The following is a 19,658-nucleotide window of genomic DNA, read 5'->3' as shown; positions in this document are numbered from 1 at the left end:
ATACGTTTTTTTTATGTTGAATAACATAGATATTATATTGAAAATTGTTTACACTAGTAACGTATGTAAATAATCACCGTATTAAGTTATTTATTGGCCTGCAACGAAAGTTGGAACTGTATAAGATTACAATCTTTTCCTAAGTATTTCTCGCTTCCAATTCTACTAACTTCTTTAAATCCTATCTTCTCCAGCATTTTTCTTGCACGTATATTGGTTTCGTGTGTTTCAGCATTAAAGACTGTAATGCCTAAATGCGTAGCAGCATAGTCTATCATGTTGAGACTGGAATAAATGCCGATTCCTTTTCCCCAAAGTAGACTTTCGCCAATTGCAATACCAAGTTCTGCTGAATTTTCCTTAATATAAGCTAAATCAGCATATCCAATCAACTTATTTTCCAATTCGATTCCTAATCGAATAAAATCCTCAGACTTATTATTTACACAGTGGAGCCACCAATGGTATAACTCTTTCTCGCTTCTATTTTCTTCCCAGTCATTTGCTGAACAAAACCTGTTATCTTTACTCCAATTTAAAACATACTTAAAATCTTCTTTAGTTAAAGGTCTGATTTTAATTAAATCATTATACTGTGTTTTTAAATTCATATTTTTACTCCTATTCTGATATAATCACTTTTAAACAGATACATTATTTATTTTAATTATATATACGTTCAATGCCGTATCAAATTATTAACTATCAATATTGTCATTATATGAGCGAATACATATCTTTTATTAATAATATTATGAATCAATTATAGTGTCATAAGAAATTGTGTTGTAAAATTAACGAAATAAATAAAAACGTATAGTCAATCAGGCTATACGTTTTTTTATGTTGAATAACATAGATATTATATTGAAAATTGTTTACACTAGTAACGTATGTAAATATTTTATAATTTTATTATGATATTGGAAGAGGTATAAAAATGGAGATTATAAAAGTTGTTAATCCACAAATGGGTGGGAAGAAAGCATTTGAATTATTTAAAGCATCAATAGAAAGTGGTGCAGAAACAATCGGTCTCGCTACGGGTTCGACACCGATTACGTTTTATGAAGCAGTTATTAATAGCGATATTGATTTGTCACATGTGACTTCTGTAAATCTGGATGAGTATGTAGGTTTAAGTCGTGAGAATAAGCAGTCTTATGCTTATTTTATGAATGATCAACTGTTTAAATATAAAAAGCTTAAAGCATCTTACTTACCGAATGGTGAGACTGATGATATCGATAAAGAGACTAGTCGTTATAATGATATTCTTGCGCGTCATCCGATTGACTTTCAAATACTTGGTATCGGATCTAATGGTCATATCGGCTTCAATGAACCTGGTACGAGTTTTGACTCAACAACACAACTCGTAAAGCTTACACCTTCTACGATTGAAGCGAATGCACGTTTCTTTGACACGATAGATGAAGTGCCGACAGAAGCAATTTCTATGGGCATTGCGAATATTATGGCTGCAAAGCGTATCGTTTTAATTGCGTATGGTGAAACGAAAGCAGAAGCAATTTATAATACAGTACATGGTAGTGTGACAGAGCAAGTACCTGCATCTATATTACAACGTCATCCGAATGTTACAATAATAGTGGACGAGGCTGCAGGCAAACTTATATAACGAAAAGAGTAGATTTTAATGAAACAATATATTAAAGCGGATAAATTTTATTTTCCGTATTCGGTAAAAGGTAAAGGATATTTAGAAATTAATGAAGGTAAGTTCGGTAAATTTTATACTTCCGTTCAAGGTGAGGGCGACATAATCGATTACTCTGGTTACCAAATTGCACCGGGGTTTGTTGATACACATATACATGGATTTGGTGGATACGACGTAATGGATAACAATGCGCAAGGTCTCGAGGAGATGAGTAAAGGATTACTTTCTACAGGTGTAACAAGTTTTCTGCCGACGACGTTAACTGATACATTTGATAATTTCTATAATGTCTGTCAAACGATAGGTCAATTCGCAGGAAAAGAAACAGGCGCAAGAATTCAGGGGATTTATTTAGAAGGGCCATACTTTACTGAAACATATAAAGGTGCACAGAACGAAAACTATATGCGTGACCCATCATTAGAAGAGTTTAATGCATGGCAGGAAGCATCAGGTGGTATGATCAGAAAGATTGCATTAGCACCAGAACGTAAAGGTGCACTTGAATTCATCCGAGCAGTCACCCAACAAAACATAATTGTATCCATAGGGCATTCAAATGCAACATATAATGAAGCAGTTTCAGCAGTAGAAGCGGGTGCATCAGTGTGGGTACATGCATACAACGGTATGAGAAACATGCAGCATCGAGAACTAGGTGTTGTTGGTGCGATGTATATGACTGAAGATACTTATGCAGAACTTATATGTGACGGCCATCACGTTCATCCTGCTGCATGTAACGTACTTTCTAAACAAAAAGGTAATAATAAAATTGCATTAATTACTGACTGTATGAGAGCAGGTGGATTGCCGGACGGTGAATACACGCTTGGGGAATATCCTGTTATCGTTGAAAATGGTACGGCACGACTGCAATCAAGCGGAAATTTAGCAGGATCAGTATTACAATTAAAAGATGGTGTGAAGCACGTTATTGAATGGGGTGTTGGAACACCGGAAGAAGCAATCCGTATGGCGAGTTTAATACCTGCACTATCTGTTGGATTAGAAGATAAATGCGGTCAGATTAAAGAAGGATTAAACGCAGACTTTATCGTAATGGATAGTAAGTTTAATGTCGTTAAAACACATCTTTCCGGTAAATGTGTGTATGATGCAAAAGGATAAGTACTTATCAATACATTTAATTACGTATAATAAAGTAATAGAAAATAAAAGAAGTGATATTATGAAAAGAATCATTCACATCTAAATGTATTATTACACCTTTATTGTGATATAATAAAGATAAAATTATGATAAAAAGGTGTGAGAAATAATGAAAATTAGACCTGTGTCAGATTTAAGAAATAAGTTTTCAGAAGTAGAGAATGATGTAATTAAAGAAGATGCACCTGTTTTTTTGACGAAAAATGGCTATGGGACAATGGTATTAATGAGCATTGATAAATATTCTGAGCTTGCAGAATCTCATGAAGCTTATTTATTGGAATCAGAAATAATTGCTAGAACTACAAAAGAAAGAATGACGCATAAAGAAGTATTTGATGATTTAAGGGAAAAATTGAATGGAAAAAAAGAGATATAAAGTAACTTACTTATCTACTTTCCACAATGATCTTGTAGAGATAATAAAATATTTTAGAAATGACTTGAGAAATGATGTGGCTGCAATAAAATTTTTGGATAATGTTGAAAGTGCAGTATTGAAAAGATGTGAAGCACCTTTAATATTACCACCTGTATATATAAACCCGGCATTAGATTTATGTTTTTATCGAATTATTGTATCGAACTATTCCATTTATTATGTAGTTAATAATGATAATATAGAATTTCGAAGAATTATTCATAATAAAAGAGACATAAACACCTCTCAACTATGATATAAATTACTTAATTATCTTCTAATCACAATTCATATATAATAAAAGTACTAGAAAATAAAAGAAGTGATATTATGAAAAGAATCATTCACATCGATATGGATGCGTTCTTTGCACAAGTAGAGCAACGTGATAATCCTAAACTGAATGGAAAACCGGTTATCGTTGGAGGTAAAAGTAGAAATCGAGGTGTCGTTGCAACAGCGAGTTATGAGGCGCGTAAGTTTGGCGTGCATAGTGCTATGCCAACGTCACGTGCTTATCAGCTATGTCCCGATGGTTATTACGTGAGTCCAAGATTTGAAGTATACAGAAAAGTATCTCAGCAAATTATGGAAGTGTTCAGAAGTTACACAGATATTGTGCAACCTTTGTCGTTAGATGAAGCGTACCTTGATATTACGCATCTCGTACGTCCTGATCTTGGTGCAAGTCAGATTGCGACATTTATAAAGCGCGATGTATATGATGCAACACAATTAACGTGCAGCGCCGGCGTTTCATATAATAAGTTTCTTTCGAAAATTGCGTCCGGTATGAATAAGCCGAACGGTTTAACCGTTATTCATTACAATAATGTACAGCAAATATTAGATGATTTACCAATTGGGGCATTTCCTGGTGTCGGCAAAGTTACTGAAGCGAAGATGCTTAAGCTGAAAATCGCAACAGGACGGGATTTACGACAATTATCCGAACTTGAACTTATTGAACAGTTCGGTAAGAAAGGCGCCAGTTTATATAACAAAGCGCGTGGTATCGGTACTGATATTATTGAAGTGGAGCGTGAACGTAAATCTATCGGCAAGGAGACGACATTCGCTCATGATAAGAATGATGAATCGTATATATTAAATGTATTGAATGTACAGACTGAGAAAGTCGCAGCGAAGCTTCAAAGTATGAATAAAGTGACCGACACGATTACCGTAAAGATAAAGACGAGTAACTTTGAAAGTCATACGAAACAGACAAAGTTGCTGGATTTTACAGATCAGGCAGATAAAATATATGTGACTGCAGTGCTGCTATATACAGATTTAAAACTACAAAATGAAGAAATACGTTTAGTCGGGGTGCAAGTGGGGAATATAAAAAATAAAGTGTATGAAAATCTGACGATATACGATTTTCTCTAGAAATGAGGAACGATTATGAAATTTAAATTTGCGATTATAGGAATTACTGCACTACTTATTGTGATGTATGTGATGCATGTCATGGAAAGTGGTTTCGATATATTACCGTTAATCGGTATTATTGCTGTAGCAACGTTTTTATTCTGGATTGATCATAAATTAGAACGTCCGGTAACGAAGCAAAGTATTAAGAGAACAATTAAAGAAACAACGAAAAAGTAGCATTCTGTATTGAATGCTACTTTTTATATGTCATAAAATGCCATTAAGCTTTTCAGTTTTTCATCATTAATCAGCATAATTTCTTTACCGAGTGCAATTTTATTACGTACGATGCCTTCTTTTTTAGAAATATCCTGTTTTGATTTTCCTATAATGAAAATATCGATTTGGTCTATATCTTCTGTATAGATGCCGCCGCTATTGACGATATACTGTACGATATCTTTTCGTTTCTTATGCAGCGTTCCGGTAATCGCGATACGTTTATTGTAAAAGAGGTGATCGTAATTAATAGGCGCATCGGGTTTAATCCGACTGAGTTCTGCTTCATAACGTGACATTTGTGTGCGCTTTGACGTAAGAGAGATACTAGCGATATACTTTTTGCGACGTTTATAAGTTAAATATTGATTTAATGAGTCATAATGTTTGAGTAACCGTACAGTAATCATCGCACATGCTTTCGCATCGTTTAATGCATGATGATGTCCATGAAAGTCGAGGTTATAAAAGCGCATCATATTATTTAAACTATAGCTATGATTTCTTATTGTATCTCTTGCCATCACACAGGAACAGAAATAAGGTATTGTCGGCATTTCAAAGTGATAACGTTTTATCGATGCATGCAGCACTTTCATATCAAACTGTGCAAAGTGACACACGATCGGTAAGTCACCGATAAAAGATAACATATGGGGGTACACCGTTTCAAAAGTAGGTGCATCTTTGACATCTTCCGGTTTAATATGGTGCACATTAATATTAGATTCATTAAATTTTGTTTCAGGGTTAACGAGTGTATAGAAAGTTTCTGTCATCATATTATCAACGACTTTCACCATGCCAACACTGCAAATTGATGCGGCGTTATGGTTTGCTGTTTCAAAATCCAGTGCAATAAAAGCGTTCATACAAACTCCTTTCGAATTAATATTTCATTTATTCTGATAATTTATAATTATTTTCAAAAAAATAGGGAATAGTTTTTATGATATGCAAGTAATATTACATGAAATCTGTAGATTTAAGTAATCATTTGCTTGTTAAAATATAGGGAGGATATTATGAAGAAAATTTTTCTTATTAGTAGTGCCTTCATTGGTGTTATCGTAGGCGCTGGATTTGCATCAGGACAGGAGATACTGCAGTACTTTACAAGCTTTGGGACCATGGGGATATTCGGAGCAATTGTATCGACGGTGTTATTCGCTTATATCGGAATGATTCTCGTATGGGCAGGGAGTAAGACTGAAGCGGATGACCATCAAATCGTAATTCAGAGGTTAACGGATTACCCTGGCATCGGCAAAATTTTAGCATGGATAATAGACGTTGTATTAATTATTACGTTATTTAGTTTCGGAGTAGTTATGCTAGCTGGTGCGGGCTCTAACTTAGAACAGCAATTCGGCTTACCGGCAGTTTACGGAACAGCTTTAATGGCATTGGTCGTAATTATTGCCGGCATGCTTAAAATTGATCATATCGTAAAAGTTATCGGTAACATTACACCTTTTTTAATTATTATGATTGTTATTATATCGATTTATTGTATTGTAACGTTACATACACCTTATGCTGAACTGGACCATATATCCAATAACGTAGCCTCACCATTTCCGCACTGGATAATTGCTGGTGTAAATTATGTATCGATGAATATTGGACTTGGGGCTGCGATGGCGATCGTTATCGGTGGTGCGGAAGTGAATAAACGTGCAGCGGCACTTGGAGGATTAGTTGGTGGACTTGTGTTAGGTTTACTTATTATACTCAGTCACCTTGCAATATTCTCTAAAATTGAAACAGTTAAAGATTTACCGTTACCGATGCTCGGCATTGTGAATGAAATCTCACCAATTTTAGGTGTTGCAATGTCAGTAATTGTGTTTGCGATGATTTTTAATACGGCGCTTAGTATGTTTTACGCATTTACAGCACGTTTTACGACAGTAGGCACAGTGAAGTTTAAAGTGTTTTATATATTAGCAACGCTTGCAGGTTTCGGTTTAAGTTTCGTAGGATTTACGAAGCTTGTAAACAAAGTATATCCGATACTCGGTAATATGAACTATTTACTGATAATTATCATTATGCTAGCACCACTTAAATTAAGAATGAATAAAAACAAGGGTAAGGCAAATGCCTAACCCTTGTTTTTTAAATGGTCGAAGTCAATTTGATGTAATTCACAGCCACAGTCCTGTTTTACGTCACAGCTATTACATTTTCCTTCTTTTGACTTCTTAAAAAATTTATATAACGTATAAATCGCATATCCAAAAATTAATACGAATAAAATAATATTGATTAATAGAGACATATTGACCTCCTAGAATAATGACCCAATTTGGTAGACTGCCATCGTTAATATATAAGCAGTTGCAATCGGATATGCTGTAGCAATGAATGTCCATTTCCATGAAGAAGTTTCTTTTCTAATTGCTGCAACAGTCGATAAACATGGGATATATAGCAGAATAAAGAGCATGAAACAATATGCTGATAATGGTGTAAAGTGACTATGAATCATCGTTACGAGCGCATCATCTTTAACTGCATATATAATCGCCATCGCACTTACGATAACTTCTTTTGCAAGGAATCCAGGTATGAGTGTTGCACCTGCCTGCCAAGAACTGAAACCTAAAGGGATTAAAAATGGTGCAATTGCGCCACCGATCATTGCAAGGAAACTATGATCAATATCCACATTTAAGCCACCAGGACCGGCATAGTTCAGTAACCATATTAATACTGAACCACCGAATATAAATGTACCGGCTTTACGCACGAATCCTTTTCCTTTTTCCCAAGTACTGCGCCATAATGTTTTCGCTGATGGTAGTCGGTACGGTGGGAGCTCAACGATAAACACTGATGTGTCGTTTTTCAGAACAGTTTTAGTTAGTACTAAACTTACGAGTAATGCAACGACGATACCGATAACGTATAAGCTCAATACGATTAATGCCTGATTTTCTTTAAAGAATACACCTGCGAATAATGCATAAACAGGTAAACGGGCAGAACATGACATAAACGGTGCGATTAATATCGTCGTTAAGCGTTCTTTCTCTTCTTCAATACTACGTGCGGCCATTATACCGGGGACGTTACACCCGAACCCAATAATCATCGGTATAAATGACTTACCATTAAGTCCGAATATTTCCATGACACGGTCCATAATTACTGCAATTCTTGCCATATAGCCCGAATCTTCTAGTAGTGAAATGAAGAAGAAGAGTACTAATATTTGTGGTACGAAAACAAGTACGCCTCCAACACCTGCGATTACGCCATCAGTAATCAAATCTTGTAAAAATGGCATAACACCTGCACTTTCCATCAATGATTTCACAGTATCCGTTAACGGCCCGGCAAAGAATGCATCAAGCTGATCTGAAAGCGGCGTTCCAATCCATGTAAATGTCGTCTGGAAGATCAACCACATAATAAACAAGAAAATTGGAATCCCGAATACGTTATGCGTAATGATTCGGTCTAGTTTTTCTGTAAAGTATTGCTTTTTTTCATCCTGATGTATAACAACATCCGTTAACAATTCCGATATAAACTGTGAACGTGATTGATGTATCGATTGCTTTACGTTCAATTCACTGTCAAGTGATGCTTTAATCGATTCCATCTGTGCGGAACTTCCAACAAAATCGATAACGGCTGGATTACCGAGTAAATACTGGACGCTTAAAAAGCGATAATGCTTTTTATCAATTAAGCCCTCCGGTAAACACTTCATCATTTCGCTAATCGCACTTTCGATACGGTGGTCATAGTTAATTTTAAGTGGACGATTCATCGAAAGGTGTGTGTCTGACAATGCGCGTAAAACTTCTGTTGAACCTTTACCAGTACGAGCAACCACAGGTATAATCGGTGTTTTTAATTTCTTCATCAGCAAGTCATGGTTAATATGAATACCACGTTTGTATGCAACGTCTATCATATTCAATCCAATCATCATCGGTGCACCAAATTCCAGTAATTGAACTGTAAGTAGTAAGTTTCTTTCAAGTTGAGCGGCATCAATAATATTAAGCATACCGTCAAATGACTCTTTGAGTAAAAACTGCGTTACGACTTTTTCGTCCTTTGAAATAGGGAGTAGGTCATAAATGCCCGGTAAATCTACAAGTTGACCTGCATTCTCTTTAAGTTTACCAACTTTTTTATCTACAGTTACGCCGCTCCAGTTGCCGACATATTCGTAAGAACCCGTTAATGCATTGAATAACGATGTCTTACCAACATTCGGATTGCCGAGCAGACAATATGTGCTACCCATGGACGTGCTCCAGCACAATTTGACACGCATCACAGTTACGGATACAAATTTGCTGACCATCCTTATCCAGAGTACAAGGACCGTTGAATAAACTTTTCTTTTTAATTTTAATTAAGCTGCCTTCAGTAAATCCTAAAGCATATAAGCGATGTAATATTTGGTTATTTGCAAAGTTCATTGATTTAATTTTGTACATTTCATTGCGATTCGCATTAGCAACGTGTAGCATATGAACACCTTCTTAAGTTAATTGATAATTATTTTCAATGAAAGTGTACCACTATTGATAATATTTCTCAATAAAAATTTTAGTGATATATATCACTTTAAAAGTGATAAGAATGTGTAATTGTACAAAATAAAAACCACGCGTAAACAAAAGTGTTTATGCGTGGTTTTATGTTATTCAGCCTGGAAAGTTCTTTGTCCAAGTTCCTTTTCGTATAAATATAATGCGTTCGCATCATCTTTAATACGGCGGATATAGTCAATATGTTTTTTAAACATCGCTTCTTCTTCAACTTGTTCATCTAAGAACCAGTTTAAAAATGAAATTGTCGCGAACTCATTATCATTTTTTGCGATTTCAGCTAATTGATAGAAGTTCTTTGTTACTTGCTGTTCTTGTGCAAGACCTGCTTCAAACGTTTCAAGAATTGTTGAGAATTCTGTCTTTGGTGCTTTAATATCTGTGAATATTGCGTGCTCATCACGATCATTTAAGTAGTTATAAATTTTAGTACCGTGGAAACGTTCCTCTTCAGCTTGTTGCTCATAGAAGTTGGCAAATCCATCATAACTTTCTTTCGCACAATACGCTGCCATTGCCATATAAGCATGAGCGGCCTGGAATTCTTCGTTCATTTGTTTGTTTAACGCTTCTGTAAGTGATTGAGATAACATGGTATGACCTCCATTTCGTAATTATAAATATTATAGTATATTAAGAAATTTATTGATAATGATATGGTATTTCAAATTTGAGCGTTCATGTATAATATTAATTGATATGATATTAAATTGTATGATGATATAATGAAGTGTTGAAATAAGGAGGTACGTATGAAAAAATTTGCTGCTATAAATGTTGCGAAAGTTGCAAGAAAATTAAGTATCATGGCGGGTAAACGTGGTACGGACTTACCAGGTCAAATCGCTCGTAAAATAGATTCAGATATATTAAGAAAATTAAGCGCACAAGTCGATGAAGTAGTGTTTATCTCAGGGACTAACGGTAAGACGACAACGAGTAATTTAATCGGACATACATTAAAGAAAAACGGAGTTCCGATTATTCATAATACTGAAGGTGCAAATATGGCTGCAGGGATTACTTCTAGCTTTATCGTGCAGTCTTCTAAACATACGAAGCTTGCCATCATTGAAATCGATGAAGGTTCTATTCCACGCGTCTTAAATGAAATGACACCGACGAAGATGGTTTTTACGAACTTCTTCCGTGATCAGATGGACCGTTTCGGTGAGATTGACATTTTAGTGGATCGCATCGCTGACAATATTAAAGGAAAAGGTATTGAACTTATATTAAATGCAGATGATCCGTTCGTGTCACGCTTAAAGATTGCAAGTGACCATGTTGTATATTACGGCATGAAAAGTCATGCACATACATTTGAAGAAAGTTCGATGATCGAAAGTAAATATTGTCCAAACTGTGGGAAAATGTTGTCATATGACTGGATTCATTATAATCAGATTGGCCATTATCACTGTACGTGTGGCTTTAAACGTGAACAACCGAAGTATGAGGTTGAAGCTTTAACTGAAAACCCATTTTTAAATCCTGTCATTAATGGTTATACATTTAATATGCAGATCGCCGGAGACTTTAATGTGTATAACATTATCGCGGCATACAGTGTGTTACGTGAGTTAGGATTAAATGATGCTTCAATTCAAAAAGGTTTCAGTACGTACCATTCAGATAATGGACGTATGCAGCGCTTTAATAAAGGGAATAAGTTGGCAATTATTAATCTTGCGAAAAATCCTGCAGGTCTTAATGCAAGCCTTTCAGTAGGAGAGAAGATTGAAGGCGCTAAAAGCTATATTATCAGTCTGAATGATAATGGTGCAGACGGTAGAGATATTTCATGGATATGGGATGCTGATTTTGAGAAGTTATCCAGACAGGACATATCTTATATTATGTGTACAGGGAATCGCGCAGAAGAAATCGCGCTTAGACTGAAGTATGCAGAAATTAATGCGACAGTAGATGTGGACCAGGATATTAAACGTGCAACGAAGAAAGTGCTGGAGCGACCGGAATATACAGTATGTATCCCGAACTATACATCGCTTGAACCGATGCATCAAACACTTACAGCACATTTTGAAGGAGGGCATAATGAATGAGTAAAGCGATAGAAATATTTCATTTTATGCCGGATAAACTCAATTTATATGGCGATATCGGAAATATAATTGCACTTAAAAAACGCGCAGCATGGCGCGGTTTAGAAGTAAACGTAACGGACATCAATACAACTGCGGGCATTAAAATTAGCGATGCGGACATATTGTTTATTGGCGGTGGAAGTGATCGTGAACAGAAAATTGCAACGGATGATTTATTCCGTGTGAAAGATGACTTTAAAGCGGCGATAGAAGATGGTATGCCAGCGCTCACGATTTGCGGAGGATACCAGTTCCTCGGCGAGAAGTATATTACACCTGATGGCCAGGAATTACGTGGACTGAATATATTAGACTTTTATACACAATCGAAACCGGAACGTTTAGTCGGTAATATCGTTATTGAGTCAGATACATTCGGACAAATTGTAGGATTTGAGAATCACGGCGGAAGAACGTATCATAATTATGGAACGCTTGGCCGTGTCGTAAGTGGTTTTGGAAACAACGATGAAGATAAGGAAGAAGGCCTGCATTATAAAAACTTATTAGGAACATATTTGCACGGGCCGATATTACCGAAGAACCACGAAATTACGGACTATTTATTGCGCGCTGCATGTGAGCGTAAAGGTATAGAGTTCCCGGAAATAGCACTTGATAATGTGCGCGAAGAAGCGGCAAAACAAGTAATTGTAAGAAGATTACTCGAAGAAAAGTAATGGAAATTATGTAGCGAGATGCTATAAATAAACGCACGATGTGGAAATGATAATTTTCTGCATCGTGTTTTTATTTTGTCACTACCGAGTTTATCTTTGTGACAAAATAAAGAACAATCTTAAAGGTGTATTTAAAATATATCTTTGAAGTGTATAATAAAGATGTATTAAATAATAAACCGGAGTGATGATCATGATTACAGCAAATATGAAAGTATCAGATATCGTTAAACAATTACCTAAAGCTGCGGACATATTCAGAAAAAATCGAATTGACTTTTGTTGCGGAGGTGATATTCCGCTAAGTGAAGCAGTACATGAAAAGAGCGCGCCGATTGAAGCACTACTCGAAGAAATTAACCAACTGGACAACGGATCAAGCGACGGATTAGATGTACAATATTTAGATAACAGAAGTTTGATTAACTACATTCAGAATAAATATCATAAACCGCTCGAAGAAGAGTTCAGAAACTTAATGCCTTACGTTACGAAAGTGGCGAAAGTGCACGGGGAGCGTCATCCACATTTAATTGAAATGAAGACATTAGTGATGAAGTTAAGAGATGAGCTGATTGAACATACGAAAGACGAAGATGACAATGTATTCCCGTTAATTATAGAGTACAGTGACAATCCGACAGAAGAGTTGCGCGCTCAGCTACAACCGCATATCGATGAACTTGAAAGTGAGCATGACGGTGCAGGAGATGTGCTTAAACGACTTCGTGAAATTACGAATGATTTTACACCACCAGTCGATGCATGTGGAACATACAGAGTCGTTTATCAGCGATTAGCAATGCTTGAACGAGAGACATTCCAGCATGTACACCTTGAAAATAATGTATTATTTGAAAGACTTTAAGTTTGGTCTGTGGATGCGGGTGTGAGTGTCCCAAAAAGTGACACTCACAAACAAAAATAGTATTCATGAATGTCCAACCCCTCGGCCATTCATATATAATATCCTCCCAATAAAAATACGGAACGCCTGTAACGAGGCGTTCCGTATTTTATTTCACTTTATTCGGGTGATCCATTAGTAATCTATTAATCATCAGTATTTCATATATGTAGTGACTGCGCATCTGATTATCATCGAACTCCGTTAAATGTTTGACACTCATCTTCAGTAAGCTGAGTGACTTTCTGTCCGGTGTATATGTACGATTTTCTCCAAACTGTTTGAAGGCATTCACTAAATGATTCAGAGCTTCTTTTTCCTGAACTGTTAACGTGAAATGTGTTCCATCCGGCAATAAAATCATCTGACTCACATGTAGCTGGATGAGACGGTTAACATCAAGACGGTGTTTTAACTGTGTTATTTCATATTTAATTGCTTTGTCTTCATGAAATTGTAGCTCTTCTTTCTGGTATTGCAGCAACGTATCGATTTTATTGATCAGTTTATTCGATTCCTCTACAAATGGAATTGCACCACTTAAATCTGATAATCCTGAATTAATTTCAGTTGCACGTAATGATAGCATCGTCATTAACTTAGATTCCAGCGCATCTAACAGTTGTGCAATCTGTATATGATACTTCGGCGGCATAACGAAGAAGTTTACGATACCAGCTGTCGTTAAACCGATTGTTGTTGTAGCAAGTCGAGAGAAAAAGTTATACGCGAAGTCCTGATGTATGTTCGGTACCATCGCAACGGCTGTAAGGCTTGCTACGAGTAAACCGTCATAAAGTTTCAGTTTATAGCACACAAATATCGTCACAGTTGCAGCGATACTATAGCTCAGTGGAGAATCACCTAAAAAGTATGTGCTTGTAACTGCGATAAATGCACCGAGTATTGATGCAGGAAATCTGATGAATGCTTTTTTCAGTGAGGCACGGGCAGTCGGTTCAATTGAAACGATAGATGTTATTACCGCAAAGATTGCAGGTAAATTCAATAATTGACATATTAAAGCTGTTAAAAATGTTGCAAGTCCTGTTTTAATCGTTCTTGCACCGATTATTTTCTTGAACCAATTAATTTTCATTGTAATCATTCCAATTGTGTAATAGTTTGAGTCTGTTATAATAAACAGTGATGAATATATGATATTGAATTTATACACTATAATCAATACATATCCTTAAATTAAACTGAAAGAAGAGATTATTATGATCATAAAATCAAAACAAGACTTAGAAGGATTACAGGCAATCGGTAAGATTTGCGCTGAAATTCGTGAAACAATGAAGAAAGCTGCAAAGCCAGGTATGACAACGAAAGAGCTTGATAATATCGCTAAGGAATTATTTGAAAAGTATGACGCAAAGAGCGCGCCGATTACAGAATATGACTTCCCGGGCTATACGTGCATTAGTGTGAATGAAGAAGTCGCACATGGTATTCCAGGTACGCGTGTCATTAATGAAGGTGACTTAGTAAATATTGACGTCTCAGGATGTAAAGATGGTTATTATGCAGATACGGGCATTTCATTTGTCGTAGGTGAATCAACGAATCCTATGAAACAAAAAGTAATCGATGTTGCTGAGATGGCATTTAATGAAGCGATGACGAAGATTAAACCAGGCGCAAAACTTAGCAATATTGGCCGTGCAGTAAATGCAACGGCGCGCAAGAACGGGCTTACTGTTATTAAAAACTTAACAGGTCATGGTATCGGTAAAAGCTTGCATGAAGAGCCGAAGCATATTATGAACTATTATGATCCAATGGATAAAGTACTGCTTAAAGAAGGAATGGTACTTGCAGTTGAGCCATTTATTTCTTCAAAGGCAACAATTGTTACTGATGGTAAGGATGAATGGGCTTTTGAAACGAAAGATAAAAGTTTTGTCGCACAAATTGAACATACGATTGTTGTAACACAAGAAGGACCTTTATTCCTGACAAAGTTAGAGGACTAGTCCTAAAGTCTGAGATGAGAATCGTTCCAGAGCCGCTTATAGTGGTTCTGGAATTTTTTTATAATGAAAGTAATAATGGCTGGAGGAATGTAATATGTTAAATATTAAATCTCATCTCAATAAGACAGTAAAAAAATGTGTTGAAAATACAGTGTTTATGCATATTGCTGCAAGTTATAAAAAACTAACAGATATTAATCTGCTTAAAAGTATGAAAATGAATGAAATCAACCGATTATCATCAGAGCGTATTGAAGTACAGGAAGCACTTGATGGTATCGAAACGAAACAAACGAATAAATTACATAATAATCGCAAACCGTTAATCGAACGCATTAACGAAATCGATGGAGAAATCGATGAAATTGAACAATTACTTGCAAATTTAGATATAGAGAAGCAAAATATACAGTATGAAATCGTATTACTATCACAAGTTAAATCTTAAGGATGTGACGCTTTGAAGCAAATTGTCAATTCAGAAATGTTAATAGCATTCTTCACGTTAATATTACTTTCTAATATATATTATATTTTCTTCGTAAAAATCGGGATGTTACTCGTCATTACTGCAGGTTTACTGATGATTTACTTTAGTACAATGATGAAAGAAAATTTAAGAGGACTGATTATTTTATGGATAGGGGTTATTATGCTGTTATTCGGTATGTTATCCAATCCGTATACTTTAATTGTCATCTTCTTGTTTATCGTTATTGTAGCTATTCGATATATCATCTATAAAAAACAACCGATGAAAGTCATCCAGACGAATGACAATAGTATGTCTATTCATAAACAATCGCTGCTCAGTTTTCAGTCAACACCTGATAAAGTATATAAGTTTGAAGATATGAATTTACAGCACTTTGTCGGTGATATGGATATTGATCTGACACAAGCGGCGAACTTAAAGCAGACGAATATCATTGTAATTCGCAATGCAATAGGTAAAACGACAATTACAGTACCACACCGTTATCAGGTGAAGGTAGATTATACAACGCTATATGGACAGCTCAACTTTAAAGAACACTATGTAAAAAAAGCGCGTAATGAACGTGTCGTATACGAAACTGAGAAGTATGCAAACAACGTCGAGATTAAACTGTTCGTATCATCAATCGTTGGAGATCTCGAGGTGCAGTACCGATGAACAATTATACGAAAATGATCGGAACAATGCTGATACTCGTATACAGTTTAGCAGTCGTGTTCTTTATATTAGACCGAATATTCGTCAACATTATATATTTTCAAGGGATGCTGTACACACAAATTGTCGGCGTACCTGCATTTTTGTTTTTAAATGTGACCGTCATACTGGCATGTATTATTATGGGCTCCATCGTTGCTTATAGACAAAATGAACAACTCATGCTCATTAAAAATGAAATCGAACAAATTGAAGACGGTGTAGAGATCAATACTGCAATTGATCAGAACATTGAAGTCATTGACGTACTGCATGCTATTAACGAAGTGAGTACATCAATGGCAAATATAAAACGACAGAATCAACTTGTTACAAACGACGTCCATAAATTGAACGAAGAGACAGTAAAACAAATCGTAGAAGAAGAACGTCAAAGACTTGCACGAGAGCTGCACGATTCAGTCAGTCAGCAATTGTTCGCAGCATCTATGATGTTATCTGCACTTAAATCAGGTACTCATGAAGAAAAAGTAAAATCGCAGCTTGAATTACTGGACAAGATGCTTCGTGAAACGCAACTTGAAATGCGTGCACTGTTATTACATTTACGACCAATCGGCCTGAAAAACAGAACGCTTGAAGAAGGTATTCAGCAACTATTAAAAGAACTGAAACAGAAGATACCACTAAACATCACATCTGATATCGAAGACATACAGCTTGAAAAAGGTGTGGAGGACCATCTGTTTAGAATCGCTCAGGAATCTATATCTAATACGTTAAGACACGCTGAAGCGACACAAATTGTTATCGAACTGTTTAAAGCAGGGAATAAAGTCATTCTCAGATTAAGCGATGACGGAAAAGGATTCGATGTAGAACGCGTCGATGATTCAAGATACGGACTTAATACGATGAAAGAACGAGCACTCGAAATTGGCGGGACATTTCAAATAGTATCAGCACCACAGTCAGGCACTCGTATAGAAGTGAAAGTGCCATTAGAGGAGGCATAACATGCGTGTAATATTTGTAGATGATCATGAAATGGTCAGAATCGGAATATCGAGTTATTTATCGATGCAAGAAGGCATTGAAATTGTAGGAGAAGCATCAAACGGTAAAGAGGGAATAGAGAAGACGTTACAACTTAAACCGGACGTTGTACTGATGGACATGGTGATGAATGAGATGGACGGGATTGAAGCGACAGCTCAAATAAAATCACAAATGCCAAACGTGAAAGTAGTAATGCTCACTAGCTTTATAGAAGATAAAGAAGTATATCGTGCACTGGACGTCGGTGTGGATAGTTACATATTAAAGACGAGTAGTGCTGAAGAAATAAGAGATGCAATCATTAAAACGTATCAAGGTGAGTCTGTATTTGAAAAAGAAGTGATGATGAAGATGCGCGCGCGTATGAACCAGAAAGCAGAATTGCATGACATGTTAACAGAGCGCGAGAAAGAAATACTGTTACTGATTGCTAAAGGATATTCGAATCAGGAAATCGCGGATGCTAGTCATATTACGATTAAAACGGTGAAAACACATGTGAGTAATATACTGAGCAAACTTGAAGTACAAGATAGAACTCAGGCCGTTATTTATGCATTTCAGCATGACTTAATAGAATAAAAAAGAGTGAAAAGTGTTATTCTCAACACTTTTCACTCTTTTTTATTTACGCTCTACATTGTCATATCCATTTATTAAAAGCTCAACTTCACCTGTATGCGGCTCAATTACAATTCCATGAACAGGGACTGAACGGTCAAACAATGGGTGATTATAAACCATCTTTACGTTTTCACGTACGTTTTCATTTACATCATTAAATCCACTTAAGAAATGATCAACGTCGATACCAGAATGAATAATTGTATCCATCACTTCTTGTTTAATACCACGTTCTAACATTGTTGATTTCACTTTATCAACGTCAAGACCACCCATCCCGCAATCTTTATGACCCATAATAATAATCTCTTCAGCACCTAATGCATAAATGCCGACAAGTAAACTACGCATCGTAGAACCATACGGGTGTGTAATTGTAGCGCCAGCGTTTTTAACTGTTTTCACGTCACCGTTTTTCAGTCCTAGTGCTTTCGTAGATAACTCCTGTAATCTCGTATCCATACATGTAAGGAGTACGGCTTTCATATCAGGTACTTTAGAAGTCTCATACTGTGCATAATCTTTGTTTTCCACGAATTTCTTGTTGTATTCAAGCATGCTAGATAATAAAGTCAATGTTATCCCTCTTTCATTATTATTGATTAGATGATAGTTTCTTTTCATGAATTATAGCATTAATCTGTGAACCAATAATAATGATAAATCCTGTTAAATATAACCATAACATTAGGACGATGATTCCTCCGATACTGCCATATGTTTTAGAGTAGTTACCAAAGTTACTTACATAGTATCCGAATAAGAAACTTGCACCAATCCATGCAATCGTTGCAAATAATGCACCTGGCAATACAGATTTCATTTGTAATTTAATGTTCGGCGCAATTGCATATAATGTTGTAAATACGATAAATGTAATGATTAATGGTAATACAACTTTCAGTAATGAGAATACCCATTTAAACTGAGATTCTAATCCGAACTGACCGAATAAATAGTTACCAATCTGCTCCCCGAATACTGGTAATGCAAGTGCTACACCGAATACAAGCACCATAATTACTGTGAATAATACACTGAGTAATTTAGCGACAATTGGATTTCTGGCATCTTCAACTTCATATGATACGTTGAATGCATTCATTAATGCTGTCATACCGTTTGATGCTGACCAAAGTGCCGCAATTAAACCGAATGATAGTAATCCGCCGTTAGCATTACTCGTAACGTCAGTAATAACGTCAGTAATCATCTTCGCTGTTTCACCTGGTGCGTTTTTAGCGATCATATTCGTAATCGTTTCAGGTGACACTTTAAAGAGCGGGACTAATGTTAATAAGAAAATCAGCATTGGGAATAAAGACAGTAAGAAGTAGTAAGCTAATTGTGCTGATAATCCTGCTGCGTCATCTTTACCGATTCTGAATAATAGTTTGCTTAAAAAACTACCATTATGTTTATACTTAGCTGGCTTATTAATTTTTGAAACGTAAAGCGTTTCGTTATCTTTCTTTGATTGTTTCGATTTAAAGCGTTGGTTATTAACGTACTGTTCATCCTCGTTTGACAGTACGTTTTTGTTTTCTACCTCTAAATTATTAGACTCAGGACCTTTAGCAGCCTGAGTCAGAAATTTAGAGTTACTTTTATTGTCTTTAGACATA

Annotated in this window: 24 protein-coding genes and 1 pseudogene; 15 read left to right on the top strand and 10 right to left on the bottom strand. The window is 35.9% G+C overall.

Translation table 11 applies throughout. The features are described 5' to 3' along the window. Window positions 1-86: 86 nt before the first annotated feature. On the bottom strand, window positions 87-611 hold the full coding sequence (locus LAU42_RS09590; RefSeq protein WP_224183353.1) for a GNAT family N-acetyltransferase: 525 nt from the start codon (window positions 609-611) through the stop codon (window positions 87-89). Window positions 612-940: 329 nt separating this feature from the next. Here LAU42_RS09590 and LAU42_RS09585 point away from each other — a divergent pair, with 329 nt between their 5' ends. The 6 genes from LAU42_RS09585 (at window position 941) to LAU42_RS09560 (ending at window position 4,895) form a co-directional block, all read left to right on the top strand. Beyond that, window positions 941-1,642 (top strand): glucosamine-6-phosphate deaminase, encoded by a 702-nt coding sequence (locus tag LAU42_RS09585; RefSeq protein WP_224183352.1) that lies wholly within the window; start codon window positions 941-943, stop codon window positions 1,640-1,642. Between the two features lie 18 nt (window positions 1,643-1,660). Further along, window positions 1,661-2,815: an N-acetylglucosamine-6-phosphate deacetylase gene (gene nagA, locus LAU42_RS09580; RefSeq protein WP_224183351.1), complete on the top strand. Its 1,155-nt coding sequence runs from the start codon at window positions 1,661-1,663 to the stop codon at window positions 2,813-2,815. A gap of 151 nt (window positions 2,816-2,966) precedes the next feature. Then, window positions 2,967-3,236, top strand: coding sequence for a type II toxin-antitoxin system Phd/YefM family antitoxin (locus LAU42_RS09575; RefSeq protein WP_224183350.1), 270 nt, complete (start codon window positions 2,967-2,969; stop codon window positions 3,234-3,236). Further along, window positions 3,217-3,534 (top strand): type II toxin-antitoxin system RelE/ParE family toxin, encoded by a 318-nt coding sequence (locus tag LAU42_RS12000; protein ID WP_224183349.1) that lies wholly within the window; start codon window positions 3,217-3,219, stop codon window positions 3,532-3,534. Before LAU42_RS09575 ends, LAU42_RS12000 begins: the two co-directional genes overlap by 20 nt. A gap of 74 nt (window positions 3,535-3,608) precedes the next feature. Further along, window positions 3,609-4,673, top strand: coding sequence for a DNA polymerase IV (gene dinB, locus LAU42_RS09565; protein ID WP_224183348.1), 1,065 nt, complete (start codon window positions 3,609-3,611; stop codon window positions 4,671-4,673). Between the two features lie 15 nt (window positions 4,674-4,688). Next, complete coding sequence (locus LAU42_RS09560; RefSeq protein ID WP_224183347.1) at window positions 4,689-4,895, top strand: hypothetical protein; 207 nt, start codon at window positions 4,689-4,691, stop codon at window positions 4,893-4,895. Window positions 4,896-4,918: 23 nt separating this feature from the next. Here LAU42_RS09560 and LAU42_RS11965 read toward each other — a convergent pair whose 3' ends face one another. Together LAU42_RS11965 and LAU42_RS11960 are read right to left on the bottom strand one after the other, a co-directional pair. Beyond that, a complete protein-coding gene (locus tag LAU42_RS11965; RefSeq protein WP_338147542.1) occupies window positions 4,919-5,236 on the bottom strand; it encodes a BRCT domain-containing protein in 318 nt (105 codons plus the stop codon). A 33-nt stretch (window positions 5,237-5,269) separates the two neighbouring features. Continuing rightward, window positions 5,270-5,809 (bottom strand): annotated as a pseudogene (locus LAU42_RS11960) (3'-5' exonuclease); the annotation flags it as partial. A 153-nt stretch (window positions 5,810-5,962) separates the two neighbouring features. Between LAU42_RS11960 and LAU42_RS09550 the strand changes: the two are divergent. Beyond that, entirely contained in the window at window positions 5,963-7,048 is a 1,086-nt protein-coding gene (locus tag LAU42_RS09550) for a YkvI family membrane protein (RefSeq protein WP_224183346.1), read from the top strand. On the opposite strand, the gene LAU42_RS09545 is transcribed toward LAU42_RS09550, so the two are convergent. The 4 genes from LAU42_RS09545 to LAU42_RS09530 form a co-directional block, all read right to left on the bottom strand. Next, on the bottom strand, window positions 7,045-7,221 hold the full coding sequence (locus LAU42_RS09545) for a FeoB-associated Cys-rich membrane protein (protein WP_224183345.1): 177 nt from the start codon (window positions 7,219-7,221) through the stop codon (window positions 7,045-7,047). The genes LAU42_RS09550 and LAU42_RS09545 overlap by 4 nt on opposite strands. A gap of 9 nt (window positions 7,222-7,230) precedes the next feature. Next, window positions 7,231-9,207, bottom strand: coding sequence for a ferrous iron transport protein B (gene feoB / locus LAU42_RS09540; RefSeq protein ID WP_224183344.1), 1,977 nt, complete (start codon window positions 9,205-9,207; stop codon window positions 7,231-7,233). Continuing rightward, window positions 9,200-9,436 (bottom strand): FeoA family protein, encoded by a 237-nt coding sequence (locus tag LAU42_RS09535; RefSeq protein ID WP_224183343.1) that lies wholly within the window; start codon window positions 9,434-9,436, stop codon window positions 9,200-9,202. The genes feoB and LAU42_RS09535 overlap by 8 nt, the downstream gene beginning before the upstream one ends. 173 nt (window positions 9,437-9,609) lie before the next feature. Continuing rightward, a complete protein-coding gene (locus tag LAU42_RS09530) occupies window positions 9,610-10,110 on the bottom strand; it encodes a ferritin (RefSeq protein ID WP_101153074.1) in 501 nt (166 codons plus the stop codon). 159 nt (window positions 10,111-10,269) lie between these two features. Here LAU42_RS09530 and murT point away from each other — a divergent pair, with 159 nt between their 5' ends. The 3 genes from murT to ric all read left to right on the top strand — a co-directional run bounded on the left by murT (window position 10,270) and on the right by ric (window position 13,176). Beyond that, window positions 10,270-11,586: a lipid II isoglutaminyl synthase subunit MurT gene (gene murT, locus LAU42_RS09525; RefSeq protein WP_224183342.1), complete on the top strand. Its 1,317-nt coding sequence runs from the start codon at window positions 10,270-10,272 to the stop codon at window positions 11,584-11,586. Next, window positions 11,583-12,308 carry a lipid II isoglutaminyl synthase subunit GatD gene (gene gatD / locus LAU42_RS09520; protein ID WP_224183341.1) on the top strand — a complete coding sequence of 242 codons (726 nt, stop codon included), beginning with the start codon at window positions 11,583-11,585 and terminating at the stop codon, window positions 12,306-12,308. The genes murT and gatD overlap by 4 nt, the downstream gene beginning before the upstream one ends. A 193-nt stretch (window positions 12,309-12,501) precedes the next feature. Continuing rightward, window positions 12,502-13,176 (top strand): iron-sulfur cluster repair di-iron protein, encoded by a 675-nt coding sequence (gene ric, locus LAU42_RS09515; RefSeq protein WP_224183340.1) that lies wholly within the window; start codon window positions 12,502-12,504, stop codon window positions 13,174-13,176. Between the two features lie 148 nt (window positions 13,177-13,324). On the opposite strand, the gene LAU42_RS09510 is transcribed toward ric, so the two are convergent. Continuing rightward, window positions 13,325-14,314, bottom strand: a complete 990-nt coding sequence (locus tag LAU42_RS09510) for an FUSC family protein (RefSeq protein ID WP_224183339.1) — start codon at window positions 14,312-14,314, stop codon at window positions 13,325-13,327. Window positions 14,315-14,438: 124 nt separating this feature from the next. On the opposite strand from LAU42_RS09510, the gene map reads away from it, so the two are divergent. From map to LAU42_RS09485, 5 genes are all read left to right on the top strand, one after another. Then, entirely contained in the window at window positions 14,439-15,194 is a 756-nt protein-coding gene (gene map, locus LAU42_RS09505; RefSeq protein WP_224183338.1) for a type I methionyl aminopeptidase, read from the top strand. A 94-nt stretch (window positions 15,195-15,288) separates the two neighbouring features. After that, window positions 15,289-15,642 (top strand): hypothetical protein, encoded by a 354-nt coding sequence (locus LAU42_RS09500; protein WP_224183337.1) that lies wholly within the window; start codon window positions 15,289-15,291, stop codon window positions 15,640-15,642. Between the two features lie 12 nt (window positions 15,643-15,654). Then, window positions 15,655-16,350: a cell wall-active antibiotics response protein LiaF gene (gene liaF / locus LAU42_RS09495; RefSeq protein ID WP_224183336.1), complete on the top strand. Its 696-nt coding sequence runs from the start codon at window positions 15,655-15,657 to the stop codon at window positions 16,348-16,350. After that, window positions 16,347-17,366: a sensor histidine kinase gene (locus LAU42_RS09490; RefSeq protein WP_210152085.1), complete on the top strand. Its 1,020-nt coding sequence runs from the start codon at window positions 16,347-16,349 to the stop codon at window positions 17,364-17,366. Before liaF ends, LAU42_RS09490 begins: the two co-directional genes overlap by 4 nt. Window position 17,367: 1 nt before the next feature. Then, window positions 17,368-17,991 (top strand): response regulator transcription factor, encoded by a 624-nt coding sequence (locus LAU42_RS09485; RefSeq protein ID WP_224183335.1) that lies wholly within the window; start codon window positions 17,368-17,370, stop codon window positions 17,989-17,991. Between the two features lie 42 nt (window positions 17,992-18,033). Here the strand turns inward: LAU42_RS09485 and LAU42_RS09480 are convergent, their stop codons facing one another. Both LAU42_RS09480 and LAU42_RS09475 read right to left on the bottom strand, forming a co-directional pair. Then, entirely contained in the window at window positions 18,034-18,609 is a 576-nt protein-coding gene (locus LAU42_RS09480) for a beta-class carbonic anhydrase (protein ID WP_224183334.1), read from the bottom strand. Between the two features lie 19 nt (window positions 18,610-18,628). Further along, complete coding sequence (locus LAU42_RS09475; protein WP_224183333.1) at window positions 18,629-19,657, bottom strand: YihY/virulence factor BrkB family protein; 1,029 nt, start codon at window positions 19,655-19,657, stop codon at window positions 18,629-18,631. Between the last annotated feature and the right edge of the window lies 1 nt (window position 19,658).

The sequence above is a fragment of the Macrococcus armenti genome (genome assembly GCF_020097135.1).
GTDB lineage: Bacteria > Bacillota > Bacilli > Staphylococcales > Staphylococcaceae > Macrococcoides > Macrococcoides armenti.
This window is presented reverse-complemented; position numbering and strand designations above follow the sequence as displayed.

Bases quoted from the DNA above. Each gene is read 5' to 3' on its own strand.
- LAU42_RS09590 (WP_224183353.1), bottom strand. From the start codon at position 611: ATGAATTTAAAAACACAGTATAATGATTTAATTAAAATCAGACCTTTA.
- murT (WP_224183342.1), top strand. From the start codon at position 10,270: ATGAAAAAATTTGCTGCTATAAATGTTGCGAAAGTTGCAAGAAAATTA.
- LAU42_RS09490 (WP_210152085.1), top strand. From the start codon at position 16,347: ATGAACAATTATACGAAAATGATCGGAACAATGCTGATACTCGTATAC.
- LAU42_RS09510 (WP_224183339.1), bottom strand. From the start codon at position 14,314: ATGAAAATTAATTGGTTCAAGAAAATAATCGGTGCAAGAACGATTAAA.
- map (WP_224183338.1), top strand. From the start codon at position 14,439: ATGATCATAAAATCAAAACAAGACTTAGAAGGATTACAGGCAATCGGT.
- dinB (WP_224183348.1), top strand. From the start codon at position 3,609: ATGAAAAGAATCATTCACATCGATATGGATGCGTTCTTTGCACAAGTA.
- gatD (WP_224183341.1), top strand. From the start codon at position 11,583: ATGAGTAAAGCGATAGAAATATTTCATTTTATGCCGGATAAACTCAAT.
- LAU42_RS09500 (WP_224183337.1), top strand. From the start codon at position 15,289: ATGTTAAATATTAAATCTCATCTCAATAAGACAGTAAAAAAATGTGTT.
- LAU42_RS09545 (WP_224183345.1), bottom strand. From the start codon at position 7,221: ATGTCTCTATTAATCAATATTATTTTATTCGTATTAATTTTTGGATAT.
- LAU42_RS09535 (WP_224183343.1), bottom strand. From the start codon at position 9,436: ATGCTACACGTTGCTAATGCGAATCGCAATGAAATGTACAAAATTAAA.
- ric (WP_224183340.1), top strand. From the start codon at position 12,502: ATGATTACAGCAAATATGAAAGTATCAGATATCGTTAAACAATTACCT.
- feoB (WP_224183344.1), bottom strand. From the start codon at position 9,207: ATGGGTAGCACATATTGTCTGCTCGGCAATCCGAATGTTGGTAAGACA.
- LAU42_RS09560 (WP_224183347.1), top strand. From the start codon at position 4,689: ATGAAATTTAAATTTGCGATTATAGGAATTACTGCACTACTTATTGTG.
- LAU42_RS11965 (WP_338147542.1), bottom strand. From the start codon at position 5,236: ATGTCACGTTATGAAGCAGAACTCAGTCGGATTAAACCCGATGCGCCT.
- LAU42_RS09530 (WP_101153074.1), bottom strand. From the start codon at position 10,110: ATGTTATCTCAATCACTTACAGAAGCGTTAAACAAACAAATGAACGAA.
- LAU42_RS09550 (WP_224183346.1), top strand. From the start codon at position 5,963: ATGAAGAAAATTTTTCTTATTAGTAGTGCCTTCATTGGTGTTATCGTA.
- LAU42_RS09475 (WP_224183333.1), bottom strand. From the start codon at position 19,657: ATGTCTAAAGACAATAAAAGTAACTCTAAATTTCTGACTCAGGCTGCT.
- LAU42_RS09585 (WP_224183352.1), top strand. From the start codon at position 941: ATGGAGATTATAAAAGTTGTTAATCCACAAATGGGTGGGAAGAAAGCA.
- nagA (WP_224183351.1), top strand. From the start codon at position 1,661: ATGAAACAATATATTAAAGCGGATAAATTTTATTTTCCGTATTCGGTA.
- LAU42_RS12000 (WP_224183349.1), top strand. From the start codon at position 3,217: ATGGAAAAAAAGAGATATAAAGTAACTTACTTATCTACTTTCCACAAT.
- LAU42_RS09575 (WP_224183350.1), top strand. From the start codon at position 2,967: ATGAAAATTAGACCTGTGTCAGATTTAAGAAATAAGTTTTCAGAAGTA.
- LAU42_RS09485 (WP_224183335.1), top strand. From the start codon at position 17,368: ATGCGTGTAATATTTGTAGATGATCATGAAATGGTCAGAATCGGAATA.